This is a genomic window from Streptomyces sp. NPDC008125 (assembly GCF_042957125.1).
Lineage (GTDB): Bacteria > Actinomycetota > Actinomycetes > Streptomycetales > Streptomycetaceae > Streptomyces.
This window is the reverse complement of sequence record NZ_JBIBHR010000012.1, coordinates 43,160-60,895: the sequence shown is the minus strand read 5'-3', so window position 1 is coordinate 60,895 and position 17,736 is coordinate 43,160. Positions and strand designations below refer to the sequence as shown.

At 72.7% G+C, this 17,736-nt stretch carries 19 protein-coding genes and 1 tRNA gene; 12 read left to right on the top strand and 8 right to left on the bottom strand.

Going from position 1 to position 17,736, the window contains the following annotated elements; genetic code table 11:
• Positions 1-9 precede the first annotated feature (9 nt).
• Positions 10-83: transfer RNA gene (locus tag ACFZAX_RS21175), tRNA-Met, on the top strand.
• 118 nt (positions 84-201) lie between these two features.
• On the opposite strand, the gene ACFZAX_RS21170 is transcribed toward ACFZAX_RS21175, so the two are convergent.
• Positions 202-624, bottom strand: a complete 423-nt coding sequence (locus tag ACFZAX_RS21170; RefSeq protein WP_390963384.1) for a transcriptional repressor — start codon at positions 622-624, stop codon at positions 202-204.
• Positions 625-778: 154 nt separating this feature from the next.
• Between ACFZAX_RS21170 and ACFZAX_RS21165 the strand changes: the two genes are divergently transcribed.
• Positions 779-2,248, top strand: coding sequence for a catalase (locus ACFZAX_RS21165; RefSeq protein WP_390963626.1), 1,470 nt, complete (start codon positions 779-781; stop codon positions 2,246-2,248).
• Between the two features lie 97 nt (positions 2,249-2,345).
• On the opposite strand, the gene ACFZAX_RS21160 is transcribed toward ACFZAX_RS21165, so the two are convergent.
• The 6 genes from ACFZAX_RS21160 to ACFZAX_RS21135 all read right to left on the bottom strand — a co-directional run bounded on the left by ACFZAX_RS21160 (position 2,346) and on the right by ACFZAX_RS21135 (position 7,490).
• On the bottom strand, positions 2,346-2,747 hold the full coding sequence (locus tag ACFZAX_RS21160) for a CBS domain-containing protein (RefSeq protein WP_390963383.1): 402 nt from the start codon (positions 2,745-2,747) through the stop codon (positions 2,346-2,348).
• Positions 2,748-2,954: 207 nt separating this feature from the next.
• Complete coding sequence (gene hisN / locus ACFZAX_RS21155) at positions 2,955-3,755, bottom strand: histidinol-phosphatase (RefSeq protein ID WP_390963381.1); 801 nt, start codon at positions 3,753-3,755, stop codon at positions 2,955-2,957.
• Between the two features lie 80 nt (positions 3,756-3,835).
• The gene (locus ACFZAX_RS21150) at positions 3,836-4,159 is read right to left on the bottom strand and encodes an SMR family transporter (RefSeq protein ID WP_390963379.1); all 324 of its coding nucleotides are present in this window, start codon (positions 4,157-4,159) and stop codon (positions 3,836-3,838) included.
• A gap of 120 nt (positions 4,160-4,279) precedes the next feature.
• Positions 4,280-5,296, bottom strand: a complete 1,017-nt coding sequence (gene rsgA / locus ACFZAX_RS21145; protein WP_390963377.1) for a ribosome small subunit-dependent GTPase A — start codon at positions 5,294-5,296, stop codon at positions 4,280-4,282.
• Positions 5,297-5,299: 3 nt separating this feature from the next.
• Positions 5,300-6,646 carry a 3-phosphoshikimate 1-carboxyvinyltransferase gene (aroA, locus tag ACFZAX_RS21140; RefSeq protein ID WP_390963376.1) on the bottom strand — a complete coding sequence of 449 codons (1,347 nt, stop codon included), beginning with the start codon at positions 6,644-6,646 and terminating at the stop codon, positions 5,300-5,302.
• Between the two features lie 130 nt (positions 6,647-6,776).
• Complete coding sequence (locus ACFZAX_RS21135) at positions 6,777-7,490, bottom strand: M50 family metallopeptidase (RefSeq protein ID WP_390963375.1); 714 nt, start codon at positions 7,488-7,490, stop codon at positions 6,777-6,779.
• A 53-nt stretch (positions 7,491-7,543) separates the two neighbouring features.
• Between ACFZAX_RS21135 and ACFZAX_RS21130 the strand changes: the two genes are divergently transcribed.
• The 9 genes from ACFZAX_RS21130 to ACFZAX_RS21090 all read left to right on the top strand — a co-directional run bounded on the left by ACFZAX_RS21130 (position 7,544) and on the right by ACFZAX_RS21090 (position 16,347).
• Positions 7,544-8,359 (top strand): SOS response-associated peptidase family protein, encoded by an 816-nt coding sequence (locus ACFZAX_RS21130; RefSeq protein ID WP_390963373.1) that lies wholly within the window; start codon positions 7,544-7,546, stop codon positions 8,357-8,359.
• Between the two features lie 31 nt (positions 8,360-8,390).
• Positions 8,391-9,050, top strand: coding sequence for an alpha/beta family hydrolase (locus ACFZAX_RS21125; RefSeq protein WP_390963372.1), 660 nt, complete (start codon positions 8,391-8,393; stop codon positions 9,048-9,050).
• Between the two features lie 371 nt (positions 9,051-9,421).
• Positions 9,422-10,078 carry a sigma-70 family RNA polymerase sigma factor gene (locus ACFZAX_RS21120; protein WP_266708915.1) on the top strand — a complete coding sequence of 219 codons (657 nt, stop codon included), beginning with the start codon at positions 9,422-9,424 and terminating at the stop codon, positions 10,076-10,078.
• Positions 10,075-10,395, top strand: a complete 321-nt coding sequence (gene rsrA, locus ACFZAX_RS21115; protein ID WP_266708917.1) for a mycothiol system anti-sigma-R factor — start codon at positions 10,075-10,077, stop codon at positions 10,393-10,395. The genes ACFZAX_RS21120 and rsrA overlap by 4 nt, the downstream gene beginning before the upstream one ends.
• Before the next feature lie 294 nt (positions 10,396-10,689).
• Positions 10,690-12,141: an HD domain-containing phosphohydrolase gene (locus tag ACFZAX_RS21110; protein ID WP_390963371.1), complete on the top strand. Its 1,452-nt coding sequence runs from the start codon at positions 10,690-10,692 to the stop codon at positions 12,139-12,141.
• 122 nt (positions 12,142-12,263) lie between these two features.
• Positions 12,264-13,574 (top strand): HD-GYP domain-containing protein, encoded by a 1,311-nt coding sequence (locus ACFZAX_RS21105; RefSeq protein WP_390963625.1) that lies wholly within the window; start codon positions 12,264-12,266, stop codon positions 13,572-13,574.
• Positions 13,575-13,655: 81 nt separating this feature from the next.
• Positions 13,656-14,648 carry a tetratricopeptide repeat protein gene (locus tag ACFZAX_RS21100; RefSeq protein ID WP_390963370.1) on the top strand — a complete coding sequence of 331 codons (993 nt, stop codon included), beginning with the start codon at positions 13,656-13,658 and terminating at the stop codon, positions 14,646-14,648.
• Positions 14,649-14,763: 115 nt separating this feature from the next.
• Complete coding sequence (gene def / locus ACFZAX_RS21095; protein ID WP_390963369.1) at positions 14,764-15,402, top strand: peptide deformylase; 639 nt, start codon at positions 14,764-14,766, stop codon at positions 15,400-15,402.
• A 207-nt stretch (positions 15,403-15,609) separates the two neighbouring features.
• On the top strand, positions 15,610-16,347 hold the full coding sequence (locus ACFZAX_RS21090) for a D-Ala-D-Ala carboxypeptidase family metallohydrolase (RefSeq protein WP_390963368.1): 738 nt from the start codon (positions 15,610-15,612) through the stop codon (positions 16,345-16,347).
• Positions 16,348-16,415: 68 nt separating this feature from the next.
• On the opposite strand, the gene ACFZAX_RS21085 is transcribed toward ACFZAX_RS21090, so the two are convergent.
• On the bottom strand, positions 16,416-17,390 hold the full coding sequence (locus ACFZAX_RS21085) for a helix-turn-helix domain-containing protein (RefSeq protein ID WP_390963367.1): 975 nt from the start codon (positions 17,388-17,390) through the stop codon (positions 16,416-16,418).
• Between the two features lie 92 nt (positions 17,391-17,482).
• Between ACFZAX_RS21085 and ACFZAX_RS21080 the strand changes: the two genes are divergently transcribed.
• On the top strand, positions 17,483-17,692 hold the full coding sequence (locus tag ACFZAX_RS21080; RefSeq protein ID WP_390963366.1) for a hypothetical protein: 210 nt from the start codon (positions 17,483-17,485) through the stop codon (positions 17,690-17,692).
• The last annotated feature ends 44 nt before the right edge of the window (positions 17,693-17,736 follow it).

The following is a 17,736-nucleotide window of genomic DNA, read 5'->3' as shown; positions in this document are numbered from 1 at the left end:
ATTCAACGGCGCGGGGTGGAGCAGCTCGGTAGCTCGCTGGGCTCATAACCCAGAGGTCGCAGGTTCAAATCCTGTCCCCGCTACTGAATGACGAAGGCCCGGATCCACTGGATCCGGGCCTTCGTCGTGTCCGCGTAGGTGTGTGCGGACACGCCGCTACGGCCGACCGGTGAGGAACCCCGGCCGGCCGTAGCGGGTGGATCAGGCGGTCGTCGCCGCGCAGTTCGGGCAGAGGCCGCGGTACGTCACCTCGACGCCCGACACCGTGAAGCCGAAGCGCTCCTCGGCCGGCAGGTCGGCCAGCGGATTGCCGGCCGGGTGTACGTCGCGGATCGCTCCGCAGCCCGCGCAGACCAGGTGGTGGTGCGGGCGGCGGGCGTTCGGGTCGTACCGCTTGGCGCGACGGTCCGTGGAGACCTCCAGCACCTCGCCGAGCGACACCATCTCGCCCAGGGTGTTGTAGACGGTCGCCCGGGAGATCTCGGGCAACCGGTCCACGGCCCTCGCGTGCACCTCGTCGGCGGTCAGGTGCACGTGGTCGCCGTCGAGGACCTCGGCGACCACGCGGCGCTGCGCCGTCATGCGCCAGCCGCGTGCACGGAGTCGTTCCAGCAGGTCACTCATGACATCAGCGTAACAGTGAGCGGGAGCGAGTCCCGAACTGGTGTGACTTTGGATGTTCACTTGACTTGGACAAAGTCCATCGTAGGATCGAATCCGGCAGAAGCCGAGGGAACGGCCGTGCGTGCCGCCGGGAGACGGCGGGCGGGCGGCGCACATCACGCAGGAGGCGCACGTGACGCAGGGACCGCTCACCACCGAGGCCGGAGCGCCGGTCGCCGACAACCAGAACAGCGAGACGGCGGGCATCGGCGGTCCGGTCCTGGTGCAGGACCAGGCGCTGCTGGAGAAGCTCGCCCACTTCAACCGGGAGCGCATCCCGGAGCGCGTGGTGCACGCCCGCGGTGCCGGTGCGTACGGCACCTTCACGCTGACCCGTGACGTCTCGCGGTGGACGCGCGCCGCGTTCCTCTCCGAGGTCGGCAAGGAGACGGAGACCTTCCTCCGCTTCTCGACCGTCGCCGGGAACCTCGGCTCCGCCGACGCCGTGCGCGACCCCCGCGGCTTCGCGCTGAAGTTCTACACCGAAGAGGGCAACTACGACCTCGTCGGCAACAACACCCCGGTGTTCTTCATCAGGGACGCCATCAAGTTCCCCGACTTCATCCACACCCAGAAGCGCGACCCGTACACCGGTTCGCAGGAGGCGGACAACGTCTGGGACTTCTGGGGCCTGTCGCCCGAGTCGACCCACCAGGTCACCTGGCTCTTCGGCGACCGCGGGATACCGGCCACGCTGCGCCACATGAACGGGTACGGCTCGCACACCTACCAGTGGAACAACGAGGCCGGTGAGGTCTTCTGGGTCAAGTACCACTTCAAGACCGACCAGGGCATCAGGAACCTCACCACCGAGGAGGCCAACCGCCTCTCCGGCGTCGACCCCGACAGCCACCAGCGGGACCTGCGCGAGGCGATCGAGCGCGGCGACTTCCCGTCCTGGACCGTGCAGGTGCAGATCATGCCCGCGGCGGACGCGGCGACCTACCGCTTCAACCCGTTCGACCTCACCAAGGTGTGGCCGCACGAGGACTACCCGCCGGTCGAGATCGGCAAGCTGGAACTCAACCGCAACCCGGAGAACATCTTCGCCGAGGTGGAGCAGTCCATCTTCAGTCCCGCGCACTTCGTGCCCGGCATCGGCCCGTCCCCGGACAAGATGCTCCAGGGCCGCCTCTTCGCGTACGGCGACGCCCACCGCTACCGCGTCGGCATCAACGCCGACCACCTGCCGGTGAACCGCCCGCACGCCACCGAGGCGCGGACCAACAGCCGCGACGGCTACCTCTACGACGGCCGCCACGCCGGTTCGAAGAACTACGAGCCGAACAGCTTCGGCGGCCCCGCCCAGACCGGCCGGCCGCTCTGGCAGCCCGTCCCGGTCGACGGCGCCACCGGCAACCACGAGGCGCCGGTCCACGCCGAGGACGACGACTTCGTGCAGGCGGGCAACCTCTACCGGCTGCTCTCGGAGGACGAGAAGACGCGGCTGATCGACAACCTCGCCCAGTTCATCGCCAAGGTCTCGCGCGACGGGATCGCGGAGCGCGCGGTGAACAACTTCCGCCGGGCCGACGGCGACTTCGGCAAGCGGCTGGAGGACGCGGTCCAGGCCCTGCGCGCCTGACCAGCGGTCACGTCGCCTCGCGCACGCGGAGACGGGCCGGACACCACGCAGGGGTGTCCGGCCCGTCCTGGTGCCGCCGCCGGGCGCGCCGGGAGGGTCAGCCGGCCAGCTCGACGGGGTGGCGGCGCACCGGGGCCCAGCAGCGGATGATGTCGCGGACCGACACCAGCCCGACCGGGCCGTCGTCGTTCAGCACGATCAGGTGCCGGAACCCGCCGTGCGTCATGGCCTGGGCGGCCTCCTCCAGGGTCCAGGTGGGAGCGGCGAAGACCACGTCCGTGGTGGTGTGGCCGGCCACGGCCTCCCGGTCGGGGTCCTGGCCGAGTCCGACCGCGTCGAGGACGTCTCGTTCGGTGATGATGCCGAACCCGCAGGTGTCCGGGTCGTGGACGACGGCGGCCCCGACGCGGCGGGCCGACATCAGCGCGGCTGCCTGGCGGAGTGTGTGGGTGGGGCCGATGGTGAGCACCACGGTGGTCATGGCGTCTCGGACCAGCATGACGGGGGCACCTCCTCGGTGGACCGGCCGGAACGTGAGCCGATTCACAAGTTCACAAGCGGGGGTTTCAGGATGGCACCCCGCTCGCGGCCCGACAAGAGGTACGGGGAGCCGCCGCAGGGCGTGCGCGCGCATGCCCCGCGGCCCCCGGGCGCCCCGGGCGCTCCGCCGTTCGGGTCCGCACCCCCGGCCCCGGCGGTGCGGCCGTCAGTAGCGCTGGTTGAGGTAGCCCAGCAGTTCGTCGTGGAGCAGGCCGTTCGACGCGGCCGCGTCGCCGCCGCCCGGACCGGGGACGCCGTCCAGGCCGGTGAAGCTGCCGCCGGCCTCCTGGACCACGATCGCGGTGGCCGCCATGTCCCAGAGCGAGAGCTCGGGCTCCGCGCACATGTCCACGGCGCCCTCGGCGACCATCATGTACGACCAGAAGTCGCCGTATCCCCGCGTCCGCCAGCAGGCCCGCGACAGGTCGAGGAAGCCGTCCAGCCGCCCCTGCTCCTCCCAGCCGGTCAGCGAGGAGTACGCGAAGGAGGCGTCCGCGATCTGTCCGACCCGCGAGACCTGGAGCCGGGTCGCGGCGGTGAGGCTGCGGCCCGAGAACGCGCCGGAACCCTCCGCCGCCCACCAGCGCCGGTTGAGCGCGGGCGCGGAGACCACGCCGACCACCGGCCGGAAACCGTCCTCGCCGGCCTCCATCAGCGAGATCAGGGTCGCCCAGACCGGTACCCCGCGCACGTAGTTCTTGGTGCCGTCGATCGGGTCGATCACCCAGCGCCGGGGACCGGTGCCCTCCAGCCCGTACTCCTCGCCCAGGATCGCGTCGCGCGGGCGGGCCCGGTGCAGGTGACCCCGGATCAGCTCCTCGGTGGCCGTGTCGGCCTCACTCACCGGAGTCATGTCCGGTTTGGTCTCCACCTTGAGGTCGAGGGCCTTGAACCGGTCCATCGTCGCCGCGTCGGCGGCGTCCGCCAGTACGTGGGCGAGACGCAGGTCATCGTGGTAGTCGGACATGGCGTCACAGTATCCAGCCGGGTCCGCGCGGGGCCACACGGCCCGGCGCCACCCGGACGGAGCAGGGTCTTCGGCAGCGGTCAGTGGGCGGAGCCGGAGAGCTGGAGGCCGATCACGCCGATGATCACCAGCGAGATCGAGACGAGCTTCAGGACGGACACCACGTCGTCCAGGAAGACCATGCCGTAGATCGCCGTACCGGCGGCCCCGATGCCGGTCCACACCGCGTAGGCGGGGCCCACGTCGAGCTTTCGCAGCGAGAGGGTCAGCAGGCCGAAACTCGCGAGCGCGAACGAGGCGAACGCGATCGTCGGCCAGAGCCGGGTGAAACCGTGCGAGAGCTTCAGACACACGGCGAAGCCGGTCTCCAGCAGTCCTGCGACCACGACCAGCAGCCACGCCATCGTCCGTCGTCCTCCGCCTCGGTGACCGGTCCGCCTGCTCGCTGCGATTATGCCCCCACCACCGTCGCACGGTCGCAAACGGGCGCGAGTCGCGGCGGCGCTCCCCGGCGGACCGGGGGCTCAGTCGCCCTCGCGCCGTTCGCGCGTCGCCAGCAGCCGGCGCAGCGAGTAGAGCCGCGCCGGGTCGGCGTGTCCGTCGGCCACCCACGCGTCGAGCGCGCACTCCGGCGCGTTGTCGTCGTGGGTGCAGCCGCGCGGGCAGTCCTCGGTGCCGGGCTGGAGGTCGGGGAACGCGTTGATCACCCGGGACGGGTCGATGTGATGCAGCCCGAACGAGCGCACGCCCGGGGTGTCGACGACCCATCCCAAGCCGTCGGGCAGCGGCAGCGCCAGCGCGGACGTGGTGGTGTGCCGGCCCCGCCCGGTGACCGCGTTGACGTGACCCGTCGTACGCCGCCGGTCCTCCGGCACCAGGGCGTTGACCAACGTGGTCTTGCCGACGCCGGAGTGCCCGACGAAGGCGGTGATTTTTCCGTTCAGCTGCTCGCGCACCCGGTCGGCGGCGTCGCCGTTCGCCAGCTCGTCCCGGTTGGTGACGATGAACGGCACGCCCAGCGGGGTGTACGCCTCCAGGAGCTTGTCCGGGGACGCCAGGTCGGACTTGGTGAGTACCAGGAGCGGGGTCAGCCCGCCGTCGTACGCGGCGACGAGGCACCGGTCGATCATGCGCGGGCGCGGCTCCGGGTCGGCGAGCGCCGTGACGATGGCGAGCTGGTCGGCGTTGGCCACCACCACCCGTTCGAACGGGTCGTCGTCGTCGGCCGTGCGCCGCAGCACCGAGCGGCGCTCGCCGATGCGGACGATCCGCGCCAGGGTGTCCTTGTCGCCGGAGAGGTCTCCGACGATCGACACGGTGTCGCCGACCACGGCGGCCTTGCGGCCCAGCTCGCGGGCTTTCATCGCGACGACCGTCCGCCCCTCGACGAGGCAGGTCAGCCGGCCCCGGTCGACCGTGAGGACCATGCCGTCCTCGGCGTCCTCGTGCTTGGGCCGGGTGTGGGTGCGGGGGCGGTTGCCCTTGCGGTTCGGACGGACGCGGATGTCGTCCTCGTCGGGGTTTTTTCCGTAGCGGCGCATCCCCTAGGCCCCGGCACCGAGCATGCCGGTCCACATGTCCGGGAAGTCCGGCAGGGTCTTCGCGGTCGTCCCCACGTTCTCGATCTCCACCCCGGGGACCACCAGGCCGATGATCGCGCCCGCCGTCGCCATCCGGTGGTCGTCATAGGTGTGGACCACCCCGCCGCGCAGCGGGCGCGGCCGGATGTGCAGCCCGTCCGCCGTCTCGGTGACGTCGCCGCCGAGCTCGTTGATCTCCTTGGTGAGGGCCGCCAGCCGGTCCGTCTCGTGCAGCCGCAGATGGGCGACCCCGCGCAGCGTGGACGGGGAGTCGGCGAGCGCCGCGACGGCCGCGATGCCCGGCGTCAGCTCCCCGACCTCGCTCAGGTCCGCGTCGATGCCGTGGACGCGCCCCGAACCCGTGAAGGTGAGGCCCTGCGGAGTCAGCTCGCAGGAACCGCCCATAGCCGTGAACAGCTCGCGCAGCGCGTCCCCGGGCTGCGTGGTGCGCTCCGGCCAGTCGCGTACGGTCACGCGCCCGCCGGTCACCAGGGCGGCGGCCAGGAACGGCTGGGCGTTGGAGAGGTCGGGTTCGACGGTCAGGTCGCGGCCGAGCAGCGCGGAGGGGGAGACCCGCCAGACGTCCGGCTCGCCGCCCGTCTCGGGCTCGTCCACCTGGGCACCGACCGCGCGCAGCATCTCCACCGTCATCCGGATGTGCGGCATCGACGGCAGCGACGCACCCACGTGCCGTACATCCACGCCCTGGTTGAACCGGGGGGCGGAGAGCAGCAGCGCGGAGACGAACTGCGAGGAGGCGGAGGCGTCGATGCGTACCGGCCCGCCCTCCAGCGCACCCGCGCCGTGCACCGTCAGCGGGAGCGAGCCGCGCCCGCCGTCCTCGATCCGGGCGCCGAGCGCGCGCAGCGCGTCGATGACGCCGTGCAGCGGACGCTCGTAGGAACGCGGGTCGCCGTCGAAGTGGACCGGGCCGTCCGCGAGCGTGGCGACCGGGGGCAGGAAGCGCATGACCGTACCGGCGTTGCCGACGTCGACGGTGACCGGACCGTGCAGGCCGGCCGGGATCACCCGCCACGCCTCGCCGGTGACGTCCGGTCCGCCGGTGGCCGCCGAGCTCGACGACACCGTCTCCTCGATGCCGACGCCCATCGCGCGCAGCGCCTGGGCCATGAGCAGGGTGTCGCGCGAACGCAGCGGCCGGCGGAGCCAGCCGGGCTCGGCGGCGAGGGCGGCCAGGACCAGAGCGCGGTTGGTGACCGACTTGGAACCGGGCACGGTGACGGTCGCGTCGACGGGGCCGCTCGCGTGGGGGGCGGGCCAGAGGGCGGGGTGCACGGGACTTTCGGTCATGCCCTCACTTTAGGGCCTCTCGTCCGGCCCGTGCCGGGCGCGAGGGGCACAGGGCCGTACGAGAGGCCCTGAGGGCCGGTCCGGCAAACGCTCGCCGACCGGACCTGGCCCGGCGCTGCGCACACGCCGGTCAGACACCCAGCAGCCAGCGTCCGCCGCCGATGAGTGAGCAGAGCGACACCGCGTGGAAGAGGAACAGCCAGAGCCAGGCCGGGGCGTCCGTCAGCCGGGCCAGCTGGTCGGCGTCGGAGTCGGGAGCGCCGCCGTGCCGCCGCTTGGACTGGAGCTCGAAGACCGGCCGGACCCCGCCCATCAGCAGGAACCAGACCACCGCGTACGCGAACGCCGACTGCACGGCGGCCGAGGTCAGCCAGGAGACCAGCAGGAAGAGGGAGCCCGTGAAGATCACGGTCAGCGCCCCGTACAGATTGCGGATCATCACCAGCATCACCGCGAGCAGCGCGGTGGCCAGCCACAGCAGCAGCGTGATGCGGCCGTTGGTCAGCAGCCAGGCGCCGCCGAGGCCGAGCAGCGAGGGCGCGGTGTAGCCGGCGGCGGCGGTGAGGATCATGCCGATGCCGGTCGGCTTCCCCCGGCTGACGGTCAGCCCGCTGGTGTCCGAGTGCAGCCGGATACCGGAGAGCTGCCGCCCGGTGAGCAGGGCGATCAGCCCGTGGCCGCCCTCGTGCGCGATGGTGATCGAGTTGCGGGTCAGCCGCCACAGCGCGCCCGGCACGACGGCGACGAGCGCGGCGGTCGCGGTCACGACCACCAGCCACTGCTCCGGCGCGGGCTGGGTGCCGAACACCCGGTCCCACAGGGCGCCCAGTTCGTTGCTGTCCATTGCGGCTGGGACTCCTTGCGGCGGGGGCGGGGTTTCGTGGCAGGCTGGCAGACATGTGCGGACGTTATGCGGCGAGCCGGCGGCCCGAGGACCTGACCGGACTCTTCCAGGTGGAGCGGTGGGACCCGGACGAGACCCTGGAGCCCGACTGGAACGTGGCGCCGACCAAGGAGGTCTACGCCGTACTGGAGCGTCCCCTGAAGGACGCGGCGGACCGCCGTCCGGTTCGCCAGCTCCGTACCCTCAAGTGGGGCCTCGTACCCTCCTGGTCCAAGACGCCGGAGGGTGCCGCGCGGATGATCAACGCCCGCGCCGAGACCGTCCACGAGAAGCCCTCCTTCCGCAAGGCCTTCCTCCAGCGCCGCTGCATCCTCCCCGCCGACGGCTACTACGAGTGGATGACCGGCGCCGACGAGCGGCAGCTGGAGGAGGAGGGGAAGAAGAAGCGGCCCCGCAAGCAGCCGTACTTCGTGACCCCCGCCGACGGAGCCGTCTTCGCGATGGCCGGGCTCTACGAGTTCTGGCGCGACGCCACCCTCCCGCCCGACCACCCGCAGGCGTGGTGGGCGACCTGCTCCGTGATCACCACCGAGGCCGAGACCACCCCGCTCGCCGTCGCCCCCGCCGAGGGCCCGGCCGCGCTCGCCGACATCCACCCCCGGATGCCCCTGATGCTGACGCCCGACCGCTGGGACGCCTGGCTCGACCCCGCGCGCACCGACAGCGAGGAGCTGCGCGCGCTGACCGCCCCGCCCGAGGGCGGACTGATGCGCGCCTACCCCGTCGCCACCGCCGTCAGCAACGTCCGCAACAACGGCCCGGAACTCCAGGAGGAGCTGGCCGCGCCCGAGGAGGCCACGCTGTTCTGACGGCGGGCCGGGCACCGGCAGGATGGGGTCCATGAGCAGCGAGCGAGACGTCCGGGGCGGGTCGCCCGTCACCGTCCCCACCCCCGCGGGGGAGGCCCGGATCACCTGGTTCCCGGCGCCCGGCGCCCGGCTGGTCCTGGCCCTCGGCCACGGCGCCGGCGGCGGCATCGAGGCGCGGGACCTGGCCGCCCTGGCCGCCGCCGCACCCGGACACGGGGTGAGTGTCGCCCTGGTGGAGCAGCCCTGGCGGGTCGCGGGCAAGAAGGTGGCCCCGGCCCCGAAGACCCTGGACACCGGCTGGCGGGCCGTCTGGCCCGAGCTGGCCGCCCCCGGCCTGCTGGTCGTCGCGGGCGGGCGGAGCGCCGGGGCGCGGGTCGCCTGCCGTACGGCAGGCGAGCTCGGCGCCCACGCCGTCCTGGCGCTCAGCTTCCCGCTGCACCCGCCGGGCAGGCCGGAGAAGTCCCGCGCCGACGAGCTGCTGGGTACCGGCGTCCCCACCCTGGTGGTGCAGGGCGGCAACGACCCCTTCGGCCGCCCCGCCGAATTCCCCGCCGGTACGTACGAGATGGCCGAGGTCCCGCACGGCGACCACGGCTTCGCGGTGCCCCGACGCTCCGGCCTGACGGAGGCCCAGGCGATGGAGATCCTGACCGGCGCCGCCACCGGCTGGCTCGGCCGGCTCCCCGCCTGAGCCGGCCGGCCCTGTCGGCAGTGGTCCCTGTCACAGGCCGCCGAGGCCCCACGGGCGTGGGGAATGCGCGCCGAGGGGCCGCTGTTGTTCGGTACATCGGCGCCGGGTACGCCGAGGCGCCCGGTACACGGGCACTTCCGGTACACCGGCACACGTCTTCTGGTTGTGGAGAGGGAGTCCGTCGCATGGGTTCGACCATCTGCCCGCGTCGCTCGAACGGCGCGGATCTGGAGTGGACGGTGCTCCACGCACCGAAGGTCACTCCCGAGCGCGCGCCGGGCGGAAGCGATCGACCGCACGCGCGGAACCAAGGTCGACTATTCTCCGAGGCGAGCGGGTCCGGTTTTGGCCTCGCAACAGCTTTGGAGGAGGTGGGTCCGGTCACTGGTAACGACACAGGGACCGACGACGGCCGCCCGGAGGAGACGACGGACGAGCGGAACGCACGTTTCGAGCGGGACGCGCTCGTCTTTCTCGACCAGATGTACTCCGCGGCGCTGCGCATGACGCGCAACCCCGCGGACGCCGAGGACCTGGTCCAGGAGACCTACGCGAAGGCGTACGGCTCCTTCCACCAGTTCCGCGAGGGCACCAACCTCAAGGCGTGGATGTACCGCATCCTCACCAACACCTTCATCAACTCGTACCGCAAGAAGCAGCGTGAGCCCCAGCGAAGCGCCGCCGAGGAGATCGAGGACTGGCAGCTGGCGCGGGCCGAGTCGCACATGTCGACCGGACTGCGATCGGCCGAGTCCCAGGCACTCGACCACCTCCCGGACTCCGACGTGAAGTCGGCGCTCCAGGCGATCCCCGAGGAATTCCGCATAGCGGTCTACCTCGCGGACGTCGAGGGCTTTGCCTACAAGGAGATCGCGGACATCATGGGGACTCCCATCGGTACGGTGATGTCCCGACTGCACCGCGGACGCCGCCAGCTGCGCGGCATGCTGGAGGACTACGCCCGCGAGCGCGGGCTGGTTCCCGCCGGCGCCGGTGAGTCGGACGATCGGAAAGGCTCGGCCTCATGAGCTGCGGAGAGCCGCACGAGACGGACTGCTCAGAGGTTCTCGACCATCTCTACGAGTTCCTCGACCACGAGATGCCCGAGGGCGACTGCACCAAGTTCGAGACGCACTTCGGTGAGTGCTCCCCGTGCCTGGAGAAGTACGGCCTGGAGCAGGCCGTGAAGAAGCTGGTCAAGCGCTGCTGCGGTCAGGACGACGTCCCGACCGACCTGCGCTCGAAGGTGATGGGACGGATCGATCTGATCCGCTCCGGCCAGGCCGTGCCGGACCAGGACGTGTCGCTGGGCGACACGGGCCGTCCGGCGGCCACCGCCGAATAGCGGAACGAAGAGAACGACGCCCGGGAGGCGCACCGCGCGGGACGCGGTGCGCCTCCCGCGCGTTCCGGGCCCCGGCGCGTCGTTCCGGGCCGTCACGCGTGCCGCCCCGTGCCGTTGCCTGCCGTCGCGCGCGGCCTTCCGGGCCGTCGCTCGTCGGCGTGCGGCGGCGGGGTTCCCTCGGCACGGCCCCGGCCGCGTCACCCGAACGCGCTAATCAGGATGGTTGCGCCACCTGCGAAACCGTCCACTCGCTAGCGTGACGCCTCCATCGACCACGCGGGGGCGGGTGCAGGCATGAGGAGAACACCGGTCGCGGCACGCGTGTTCATCGCGGCCGTGGCTGTCTGCGCCCTGGGCTGCCTCGGCCCCGTACTCACCCAGGTCCCCTGGACCGGACCGGAGCGCGCCGGGAGCGGTGGGGCGCCGGTGGCCTGGCACACGCTCGGCCTGCTGGCCGCTGTGTACCTGGCGGGCGAACTCCCCGGCCGCTGCGCCTTCTTCGGCGAGCGGCTGCCCGTCCGGGCGGGATCGTTCTTCCCGTTCCTGTTCGCGGCCGCCTTCCTGCTGCCGCCCTCGGCCGCCGCGCTCGTCGCCGTACCCGGAGCGCTGGCCGGCCGGGTCGAGCACCGGCCGGCCGCCGCACGCCGGATCTGGCGGGCCGCGCAGCTCGCGGTCACCGTCTGGGCCGCCTCCTCGGTCTACGGGGCGTTCGCCGGCGCGGGCGCGCTGGGCGGTCCGCACGGCCCGGGCGGGCAGCGGGGTGCCGCGCCGGACTTCCCGTACGTGCTGCTGCCCGCCTGCGCCGCCGCCCTCGCCTTCACCTTCGTCCTCGCCCTGCTCGACGGAGCCATCCGGGTACCGGCCGAACACCTCTCCGTCAGAAGAGCCTGGCACGGGCTGTTCGCCTCCTCGACCGGGCCGCACCTCGTGCACGCGCTCGCCGGGCTGATGACGGCCGTGCTGTGGCGCGGCCCGTACGGCCCGCTCTCCTCACTCTTCGTCCTGCTGCCGATGTACATCTCCTGCTGGGTCTTCGCCCAGTACCACCGGGAGCACGCCGCGCACCGGGCCACCATCCGCGCCCTCGTGCAGGCCGTCGACATCAAGGACACCTACACGCGCGGCCACAGCGAGCGCGTCGGCCGTGCGTCCGTCCTCATCGCCCGCGAGATCGGCATGGCGCCCGAGCGGGTGGAGGCCCTCCGCTTCGCCGGCATCCTGCACGACGTCGGCAAGCTCGGCGTACCGACCCGGGTGCTCCGCAAGGACGGGCCGCTCACCCCGGAGGAACGGCGGGTCATCGAACTGCACCCCGAGTACGGCCACGAGATCGTGCGGGGCATCGACTTCCTCGACGAGGCCAGGGCGGCGATCCTCCACCACCACGAACGGCTGGACGGAACCGGCTACCCGCACGGGCTCCGGGGGGCCCGCATCCCCGAGTTCGCCCGGGTGGTCGCGGTCGCCGACGCCTTCGACGCCATGACGTCCAACCGCTCCTACCGGCGCGGGCGTCCGGTGGAGGCCGCCGTGGAGGAGCTGCTCCGCTGCGCGGGCAGCCAGTTCGACCCCCGGATGGTGCGGGCCCTGGTGCGTGCCGTGGACCGGTACGGCTGGTCCGCGGCGACGGTCGCCGTGACCTCGGACGAGGCCACCCTGCCGCCCCCGCGCGGGCAGGCACCGGCCGCCGGGGGAGCGGCGGGCGCCGGCCGGACCGCCGAGGGCGACGGACGGAGCGAACGGTGACCGGCTTCTCCGGCTTCTCCGGCTTCTCCGGCTTCTCCGGCTTCTCCGGTTTCTCCGGTTCCTCCGGTTCCTCCGGTTCCTCCGGTTTCCCCGGCGGCGGATCGCCGCCCGCCGTCCGCGCGCTGCACCTCGCCGCCCTGGCGCTGACGCTCGTCGCCGTGATCCACACCCTCCGGTCCGGGTTCGCCGAACCCGGCCACGCTCTCGCCTTCGGCGCGCTCGTCACCCTCGGAGAGCTGGCGTCCCTGGTCCGGCACGGCCAGGGTGCGCGGGGACGGGTGCCCGGCGAGCGGGAACCCGCGCCGCTCGGTGCCGCCGCCGCGCTCGCGTACGCCCTGCTCGGGCGCAGTGCCGGGGTGCCGACGGGGCAGGGGGTGCTCCAGGTGATCACCGTCGTCGTCGGGGCCCAGCTCCTCGCCGCCGTGCCGCTGCTGGGCCGTGTGCCGAAGGCCCCGCCCGTCCCGCCCTCCGGGCGGACGGCGCTGCTTTCGACGTACGGCGCAGTACGCGGCGGCGCCCCCGAGCTCGACCGGGCGGCCCGCCGGGTGCTGACCGTCGCCTTCGCCGCCGTCTGCTTCCAGCCGTTGCGCTACGCCGAACAGTTCACCGGTGCGCTGGGGGAGGGGCCCGCGTACGCCGCCTTCCTGGTCGGGCTGCTGGGGCTGACGGCGCTGTGCGACGCGGTGCTCGCCGCGTTCGTGGAGGCGGCGCGGACCCGCTACCCCTACGGCTCGCACCTGCGCGACGAGCTCTGCGGCCTGCCCGGCATCGGCTCGGCGGTCGGCGCGACCGGTGCGGTGATGGCGCTCGGGGTGGCGGTCGCCGGGCTGTGGGCGCTGCCCGTGGTGTGCGTCCCGCTCCTTCTCACCCAGGTCTCCTTCCGCCGGTACGCGGCGGTCCGCGCGACCTACCGGCAGACCATCGCCTCGCTGGCCCGCGCGACCGAGATCGCCGGGTACACCCCGCACGGCCACGCCCGCCGGGTCGCCGAGCTCTGCACGGCGGTCGGGCGCGAGATGGGGCTGGCGGGCGGCGAGCTGACCGTGCTGGAGTACGCGGCGCTGATGCACGACATCGGCCAGCTCTCCCTCGTCGACCCGCTGGCGGACGGGGCCACCGCCCGGCTGCCCGCCGCCGAGCAGCGCCGGATCGCGCTGCTGGGCGGGGCCGTGGTGCGGCAGACCGGGGTGGACGCGAAGGTCGCGGTGGTGGTGGAACGGCAGGCGGACCCGTACCGCGAGCAGCCGCTCACCGCGCGGATCGTCCGTGCCGTCAACGCGTACGAGGATCTGCGCGGGGAAGGCGTGGGAGGGGCTCTGGAGGCTCTGGAGCAGCTGCGCATCGGCACCGGCCACGACTACCAGCCGCAGGTGGTCGAGGCACTGGCCGCGGTCCTGGCGCGGGGCGGTCCGCCCCGGGTACGGACGGGGTAACCCATGGGTAATGAGCGGGCGTCCGGCCGGGCATGGTTGGATGCGAAAGAAGAGGGTGTCCATTCGGGACAGGCGGGAATCGTGAGGATCTTCGGGAAGGCACGGCATCGGCCGTCCGCCTCGTGGCGACAGGCCACGGACCGCGCGTTCACGCTGATCGGCGACGGCCGGTACGAGGACGCGGGGGCGCTGCTGACGCGCGCGGCTGACCTGGAACCCTGGCTCTCCGAGTCCTGGTTCAACCTGGCGCTGCTGCACAAGTTCCGGCACGACTGGGAGCAGGCGCGGTCTGCGGGACTGCGGGCCGTCGCGCTGCTGGACCGCGAGTCCGGCGCGCCGGACTGGTGGAATGTCGGCATCGCGGCGACCGCGCTGCAGGACTGGCCGCTGGCCCGCCGTGCCTGGCAGGCGTACGGGCTGAAGGTGCCCGGCACCGGGGCGCAGGGCGCCGCCGCCACCACCGAGCCGACCGGCATGGAGCTGGGCAGCGCCGCGGTGCGGCTGTCGCCGGAGGGCGAGGCCGAGGTGGTCTGGGGGCGCCGGCTCGACCCGGCCCGGATCGAGGTGCTGTCGATCCCGCTGCCGTCCTCCGGGCGCCGCTGGGGCGAGGTCGTGCTGCACGACGGGGTGCCCAACGGGGAGCGGGTGACCGCGGCCGGTCCCTCGTACCCGGTCTTCGACGAGATCGAGCTGTGGGCGCCCTCCCCGGTGCCGACCTGGGTGGTGCTGCTGGAGGCGGCCACCGAGGAGGACCGGGACGCGCTGGAGAAGCTCGCCTCGGACGCCGGGTACGCCGCCGAGGACTGGTCCTCGTCGGTGCGGCTGCTCTGCCGGTCCTGTTCGGAGAGCCGGATGGAGAGCGACGAGGGCGACGGCGAGCACCTCGACCCGCACGACCACAGTGAGCCCGGTCACCCCGGCCCGCTGGGGCACCGCACGGCGGGCGGCCTCTGGGCCCCCGAACGCGAGTGCGGGCTCGCCGCCCCGGCCGGGCTGGTGCGGGGGCTGCTGGACGGCTGGGTCGCCGACAGCCCGGACAGCCGCGAATGGCGGGATCTCGAAGAGGTCTGCTGACCGTGCTCCCTGTCCCGGTCTCGCCGTAGGCTGTACCGGCACCGATTGCGCGGTGCGGATCTGCCCGGACTCGGGTTTCCAAGGTTCACGGTTTGCAGGAAGGCGTACGGCGGACATGTCGCAGCAGGAGACGGACGAGCGGATCGGCGTGGACGACGAGGGTTTCGTCGTGGACACGGAGGACTGCGAGGAGCGTGAGGCGGCGTACCGCGAGCGTGGGACCTCCCGTCCGATCACGGTCGTGGGCAACCCGGTCCTGCACAGGGAGTGCCAGGACGTCACGGAGTTCGGTGACGAGCTGGCGCGGCTGATCGACGACATGTTCGCCAGCCAGCGGACCGCCGAGGGCGTGGGCCTGGCCGCGAACCAGATCGGCGTGGACCAGAAGGTCTTCGTCTACGACTGCCCGGACGACGACGGGGTGCGGCACGTGGGTGTCGTCGTCAACCCGGTCCTGGAGGAGCTGCCTCCGGAGGCCCGGGTGCTGGACGACTCCAACGAGGGCTGCCTGTCGGTCCCGACCGCCTACGCCGAGCTGGCCCGCCCGGACTACGCCGTGGTGAGCGGCCGGGACGCCCAGGGCAACCCGATCAGGGTGCGGGGCACCGGATACTTCGCGCGCTGCCTCCAGCACGAGACGGACCACCTCTACGGCTACCTCTACATCGACCGGCTGTCGAAGCGGGACCGCAAGGACGCGCTGAAGCAGATGGCCGAGGGCACCCCGCGCTACGAGGTCGTCGCCAACGGCTGATCACGGACCGCGCGTCGACGGTGAGGAGGCCCGGCTGCCGGAGAACACTTCTGCGGCCGGGCCCCCTTCGGGTGGCTGAGTCTTCAATCAGGCTTTTTCCAGGGGGAGTTGACGCGCGTCGACTGCTGCGACAGGCTCGTTCCCACATCGCGCCGCGAGTCACATGCGGCCGCGAGCCACATTCCGCCGCGAGAGGGAGCACCCCACATGCTCAGGCGCACCGCGCGTGTCCTGCTCGGATTTGTCATGACCATCTCACTCGCGTGGGGCGGGGCCGTACTCACGGCCGGAACCGCCCACGCGGACGGCTGTTACACCTTCACCCGCACCCTGTCCTCCGGCGCCACCGGCAACGACGTCACCCAGCTCCAGATCCGGGTGGCCGGATACCCCGGGTACAACTCGGTGCTCGCCATCGACGGCTCGTACGGCCCCGCCACCACCGCCGCCGTCAAGCGCTTCCAGGCCGCGTACGGCCTCACCGCCGACGGAATCGCCGGACCGGCCACCCAGGCCAAGATCTACGCGCTCCAGGACGACGACTGCACCCCGATCCACTTCACGTACCCGGAGCTGAACACCTGCAACAGCACCTGGGCGGGCGGGGCGGTCGCGGCCGGGACGGCGAAGGCCAACGCCCTCTCCAGCATGTGGAAGCTGGAGGCACTGCGGCACGCGCTGGGCGACCAGCCGATCCGCGTCACCAGCGGTTTCCGGTCCACCCCCTGCAACTCGGCGGTGGGCGGCGCCTCGGGCAGCCGCCATCTCTACGGCGACGCGGTCGACCTCGGGGCCGGGTCGCACTCGCTGTGCACCATGGCGCTCCAGGCCCGCAATCACGGCTTCAACGGAATCCTCGGCCCGGGCTACCCCGACCACGGCGACCACGTACACGTCAACCAGGGGCCGAACCACTTCTGGTCGGCCTCCAGCTGCGGCATCTGACCGCCACGTCCCCACACGTGCGCACGGACCCCGCGGCGGCCACCGCCGCGGGGTCCGTGCACCCGTCCTCAGGCCATCTCCGGCACCTCGGACGGGCCCCGGAAGGTGCGCCGGTAGGCGTTCGGGGTCGTACCCAGCGAGCGTACGAACTGGTGCCGCAGGGCCGCCGCGTTGCCGAAGCCGGTCCGCCCGGCGATCGCCTCCATCGTCTCGTCCGAGGTCTCCAGCAGATGCTGGGCCAGCAGCACCCGCTGCCGCAGCAGCCAGCGGTAGGGGGTGGTGCCCGTCTCCTGCTGGAAGCGGCGCGCATAGGTGCGGGGCGACATGTGGGCGAGGGCCGCGAGCTGGTCGACGGTCATCTCCCGGTCGAGGTGGTTCTCCATCCACGCCAGGGTGTCCCCGACCGTGTCGCAACCGGTGCGAGGCAGCGGACGCTTCACGTACTGCGCCTGGCCGCCGTCCCGGTGCGGGGGGACCACCATCCGGCGGGCGATGACGTTGGCGACGTCCTGGCCGTACTCCTGGCGCACCAGATGCAGACAGGCGTCGATACCGGCCGCCGTGCCGGCCGAGGTGATCACCTGGCCCTCGTCGACGTAGAGCACGTCCGGCTCCACCCGGGCCAGCGGATAGCGCCGGGCCAGTTCGTCGGAGTGCCGCCAGTGCGTGGTGCAGCGGCGGCCGTCCAGCAGCCCCGCCGCTCCGAGGGCGAACGCGCCGGAGCAGACGCTCAGCACCCGCGCGCCGCGGTCCATCGCCCGGCGCAGCGCGTCCAGGACCTCGTCCGGGTACTCCCGGGCGACGAAGTGGCTGCCGGCCGGTACGGCGATGAGGTCGGCCTCCTCCAGCCGTTCGAGGCCGTGCGGGGTGCTGAGCGTGAACCCGGCGTGGGTGCGCAGCGACGGGCCCTCCGCCGACACCACCGCGAAATCGTGCACCGGCAGTCCCTCGTCGCTGCGGTCGAGGCCGAACACCTCGCACAGGACGCCGAGTTCGAAGGGGTGGACCTCGTCCAGCAGCAGGGCGGCGACGTTCTTCAGCATGAGGGCAGTGTGCCAGGAGTGTGGCAGTAATTCGAGGGTCGGTGACGGTCCTGCCACTGCCGGGACGGGTTGCCGGCGGCCAGAGTGGAGCCATGAACACACTCCTGAACGTCCTCGGCGTCACCGTCCTCGCCGCCCTCGTCCTGCTCCCCGCCCTCGTCGGGTTCGCCCGGGAGCGCCGTATCTCGCACGAGCTGCGCGCGGCTGAGCACGCCCGCCGCACCGACCCGCCGGCTCCGGCGGCCACCCCGCCCCGGCGCGCCGCACGGACCCCGCGCCTCCGGTCCTGGGCGCGGGTCTGAGGGAGCCGCGCGCCGACACGTGCCGTCCCCGCGAACGAACGGGC

Coding starts and splice junctions, on each gene's coding strand:
- ACFZAX_RS21170 (WP_390963384.1), bottom strand. CDS start 624: ATGAGTGACCTGCTGGAACGACTCCGTGCACGCGGCTGGCGCATGACG.
- ACFZAX_RS21160 (WP_390963383.1), bottom strand. CDS start 2,747: ATGCTGGTCCGAGACGCCATGACCACCGTGGTGCTCACCATCGGCCCC.
- hisN (WP_390963381.1), bottom strand. CDS start 3,755: ATGTCCGACTACCACGATGACCTGCGTCTCGCCCACGTACTGGCGGAC.
- ACFZAX_RS21150 (WP_390963379.1), bottom strand. CDS start 4,159: ATGGCGTGGCTGCTGGTCGTGGTCGCAGGACTGCTGGAGACCGGCTTC.
- rsgA (WP_390963377.1), bottom strand. CDS start 5,296: ATGCGCCGCTACGGAAAAAACCCCGACGAGGACGACATCCGCGTCCGT.
- aroA (WP_390963376.1), bottom strand. CDS start 6,646: ATGACCGAAAGTCCCGTGCACCCCGCCCTCTGGCCCGCCCCCCACGCG.
- ACFZAX_RS21135 (WP_390963375.1), bottom strand. CDS start 7,490: ATGGACAGCAACGAACTGGGCGCCCTGTGGGACCGGGTGTTCGGCACC.
- ACFZAX_RS21130 (WP_390963373.1), top strand. CDS start 7,544: ATGTGCGGACGTTATGCGGCGAGCCGGCGGCCCGAGGACCTGACCGGA.
- ACFZAX_RS21125 (WP_390963372.1), top strand. CDS start 8,391: ATGAGCAGCGAGCGAGACGTCCGGGGCGGGTCGCCCGTCACCGTCCCC.
- rsrA (WP_266708917.1), top strand. CDS start 10,075: ATGAGCTGCGGAGAGCCGCACGAGACGGACTGCTCAGAGGTTCTCGAC.
- ACFZAX_RS21110 (WP_390963371.1), top strand. CDS start 10,690: ATGAGGAGAACACCGGTCGCGGCACGCGTGTTCATCGCGGCCGTGGCT.
- def (WP_390963369.1), top strand. CDS start 14,764: ATGTCGCAGCAGGAGACGGACGAGCGGATCGGCGTGGACGACGAGGGT.
- ACFZAX_RS21090 (WP_390963368.1), top strand. CDS start 15,610: ATGCTCAGGCGCACCGCGCGTGTCCTGCTCGGATTTGTCATGACCATC.
- ACFZAX_RS21085 (WP_390963367.1), bottom strand. CDS start 17,390: ATGCTGAAGAACGTCGCCGCCCTGCTGCTGGACGAGGTCCACCCCTTC.
- ACFZAX_RS21080 (WP_390963366.1), top strand. CDS start 17,483: ATGAACACACTCCTGAACGTCCTCGGCGTCACCGTCCTCGCCGCCCTC.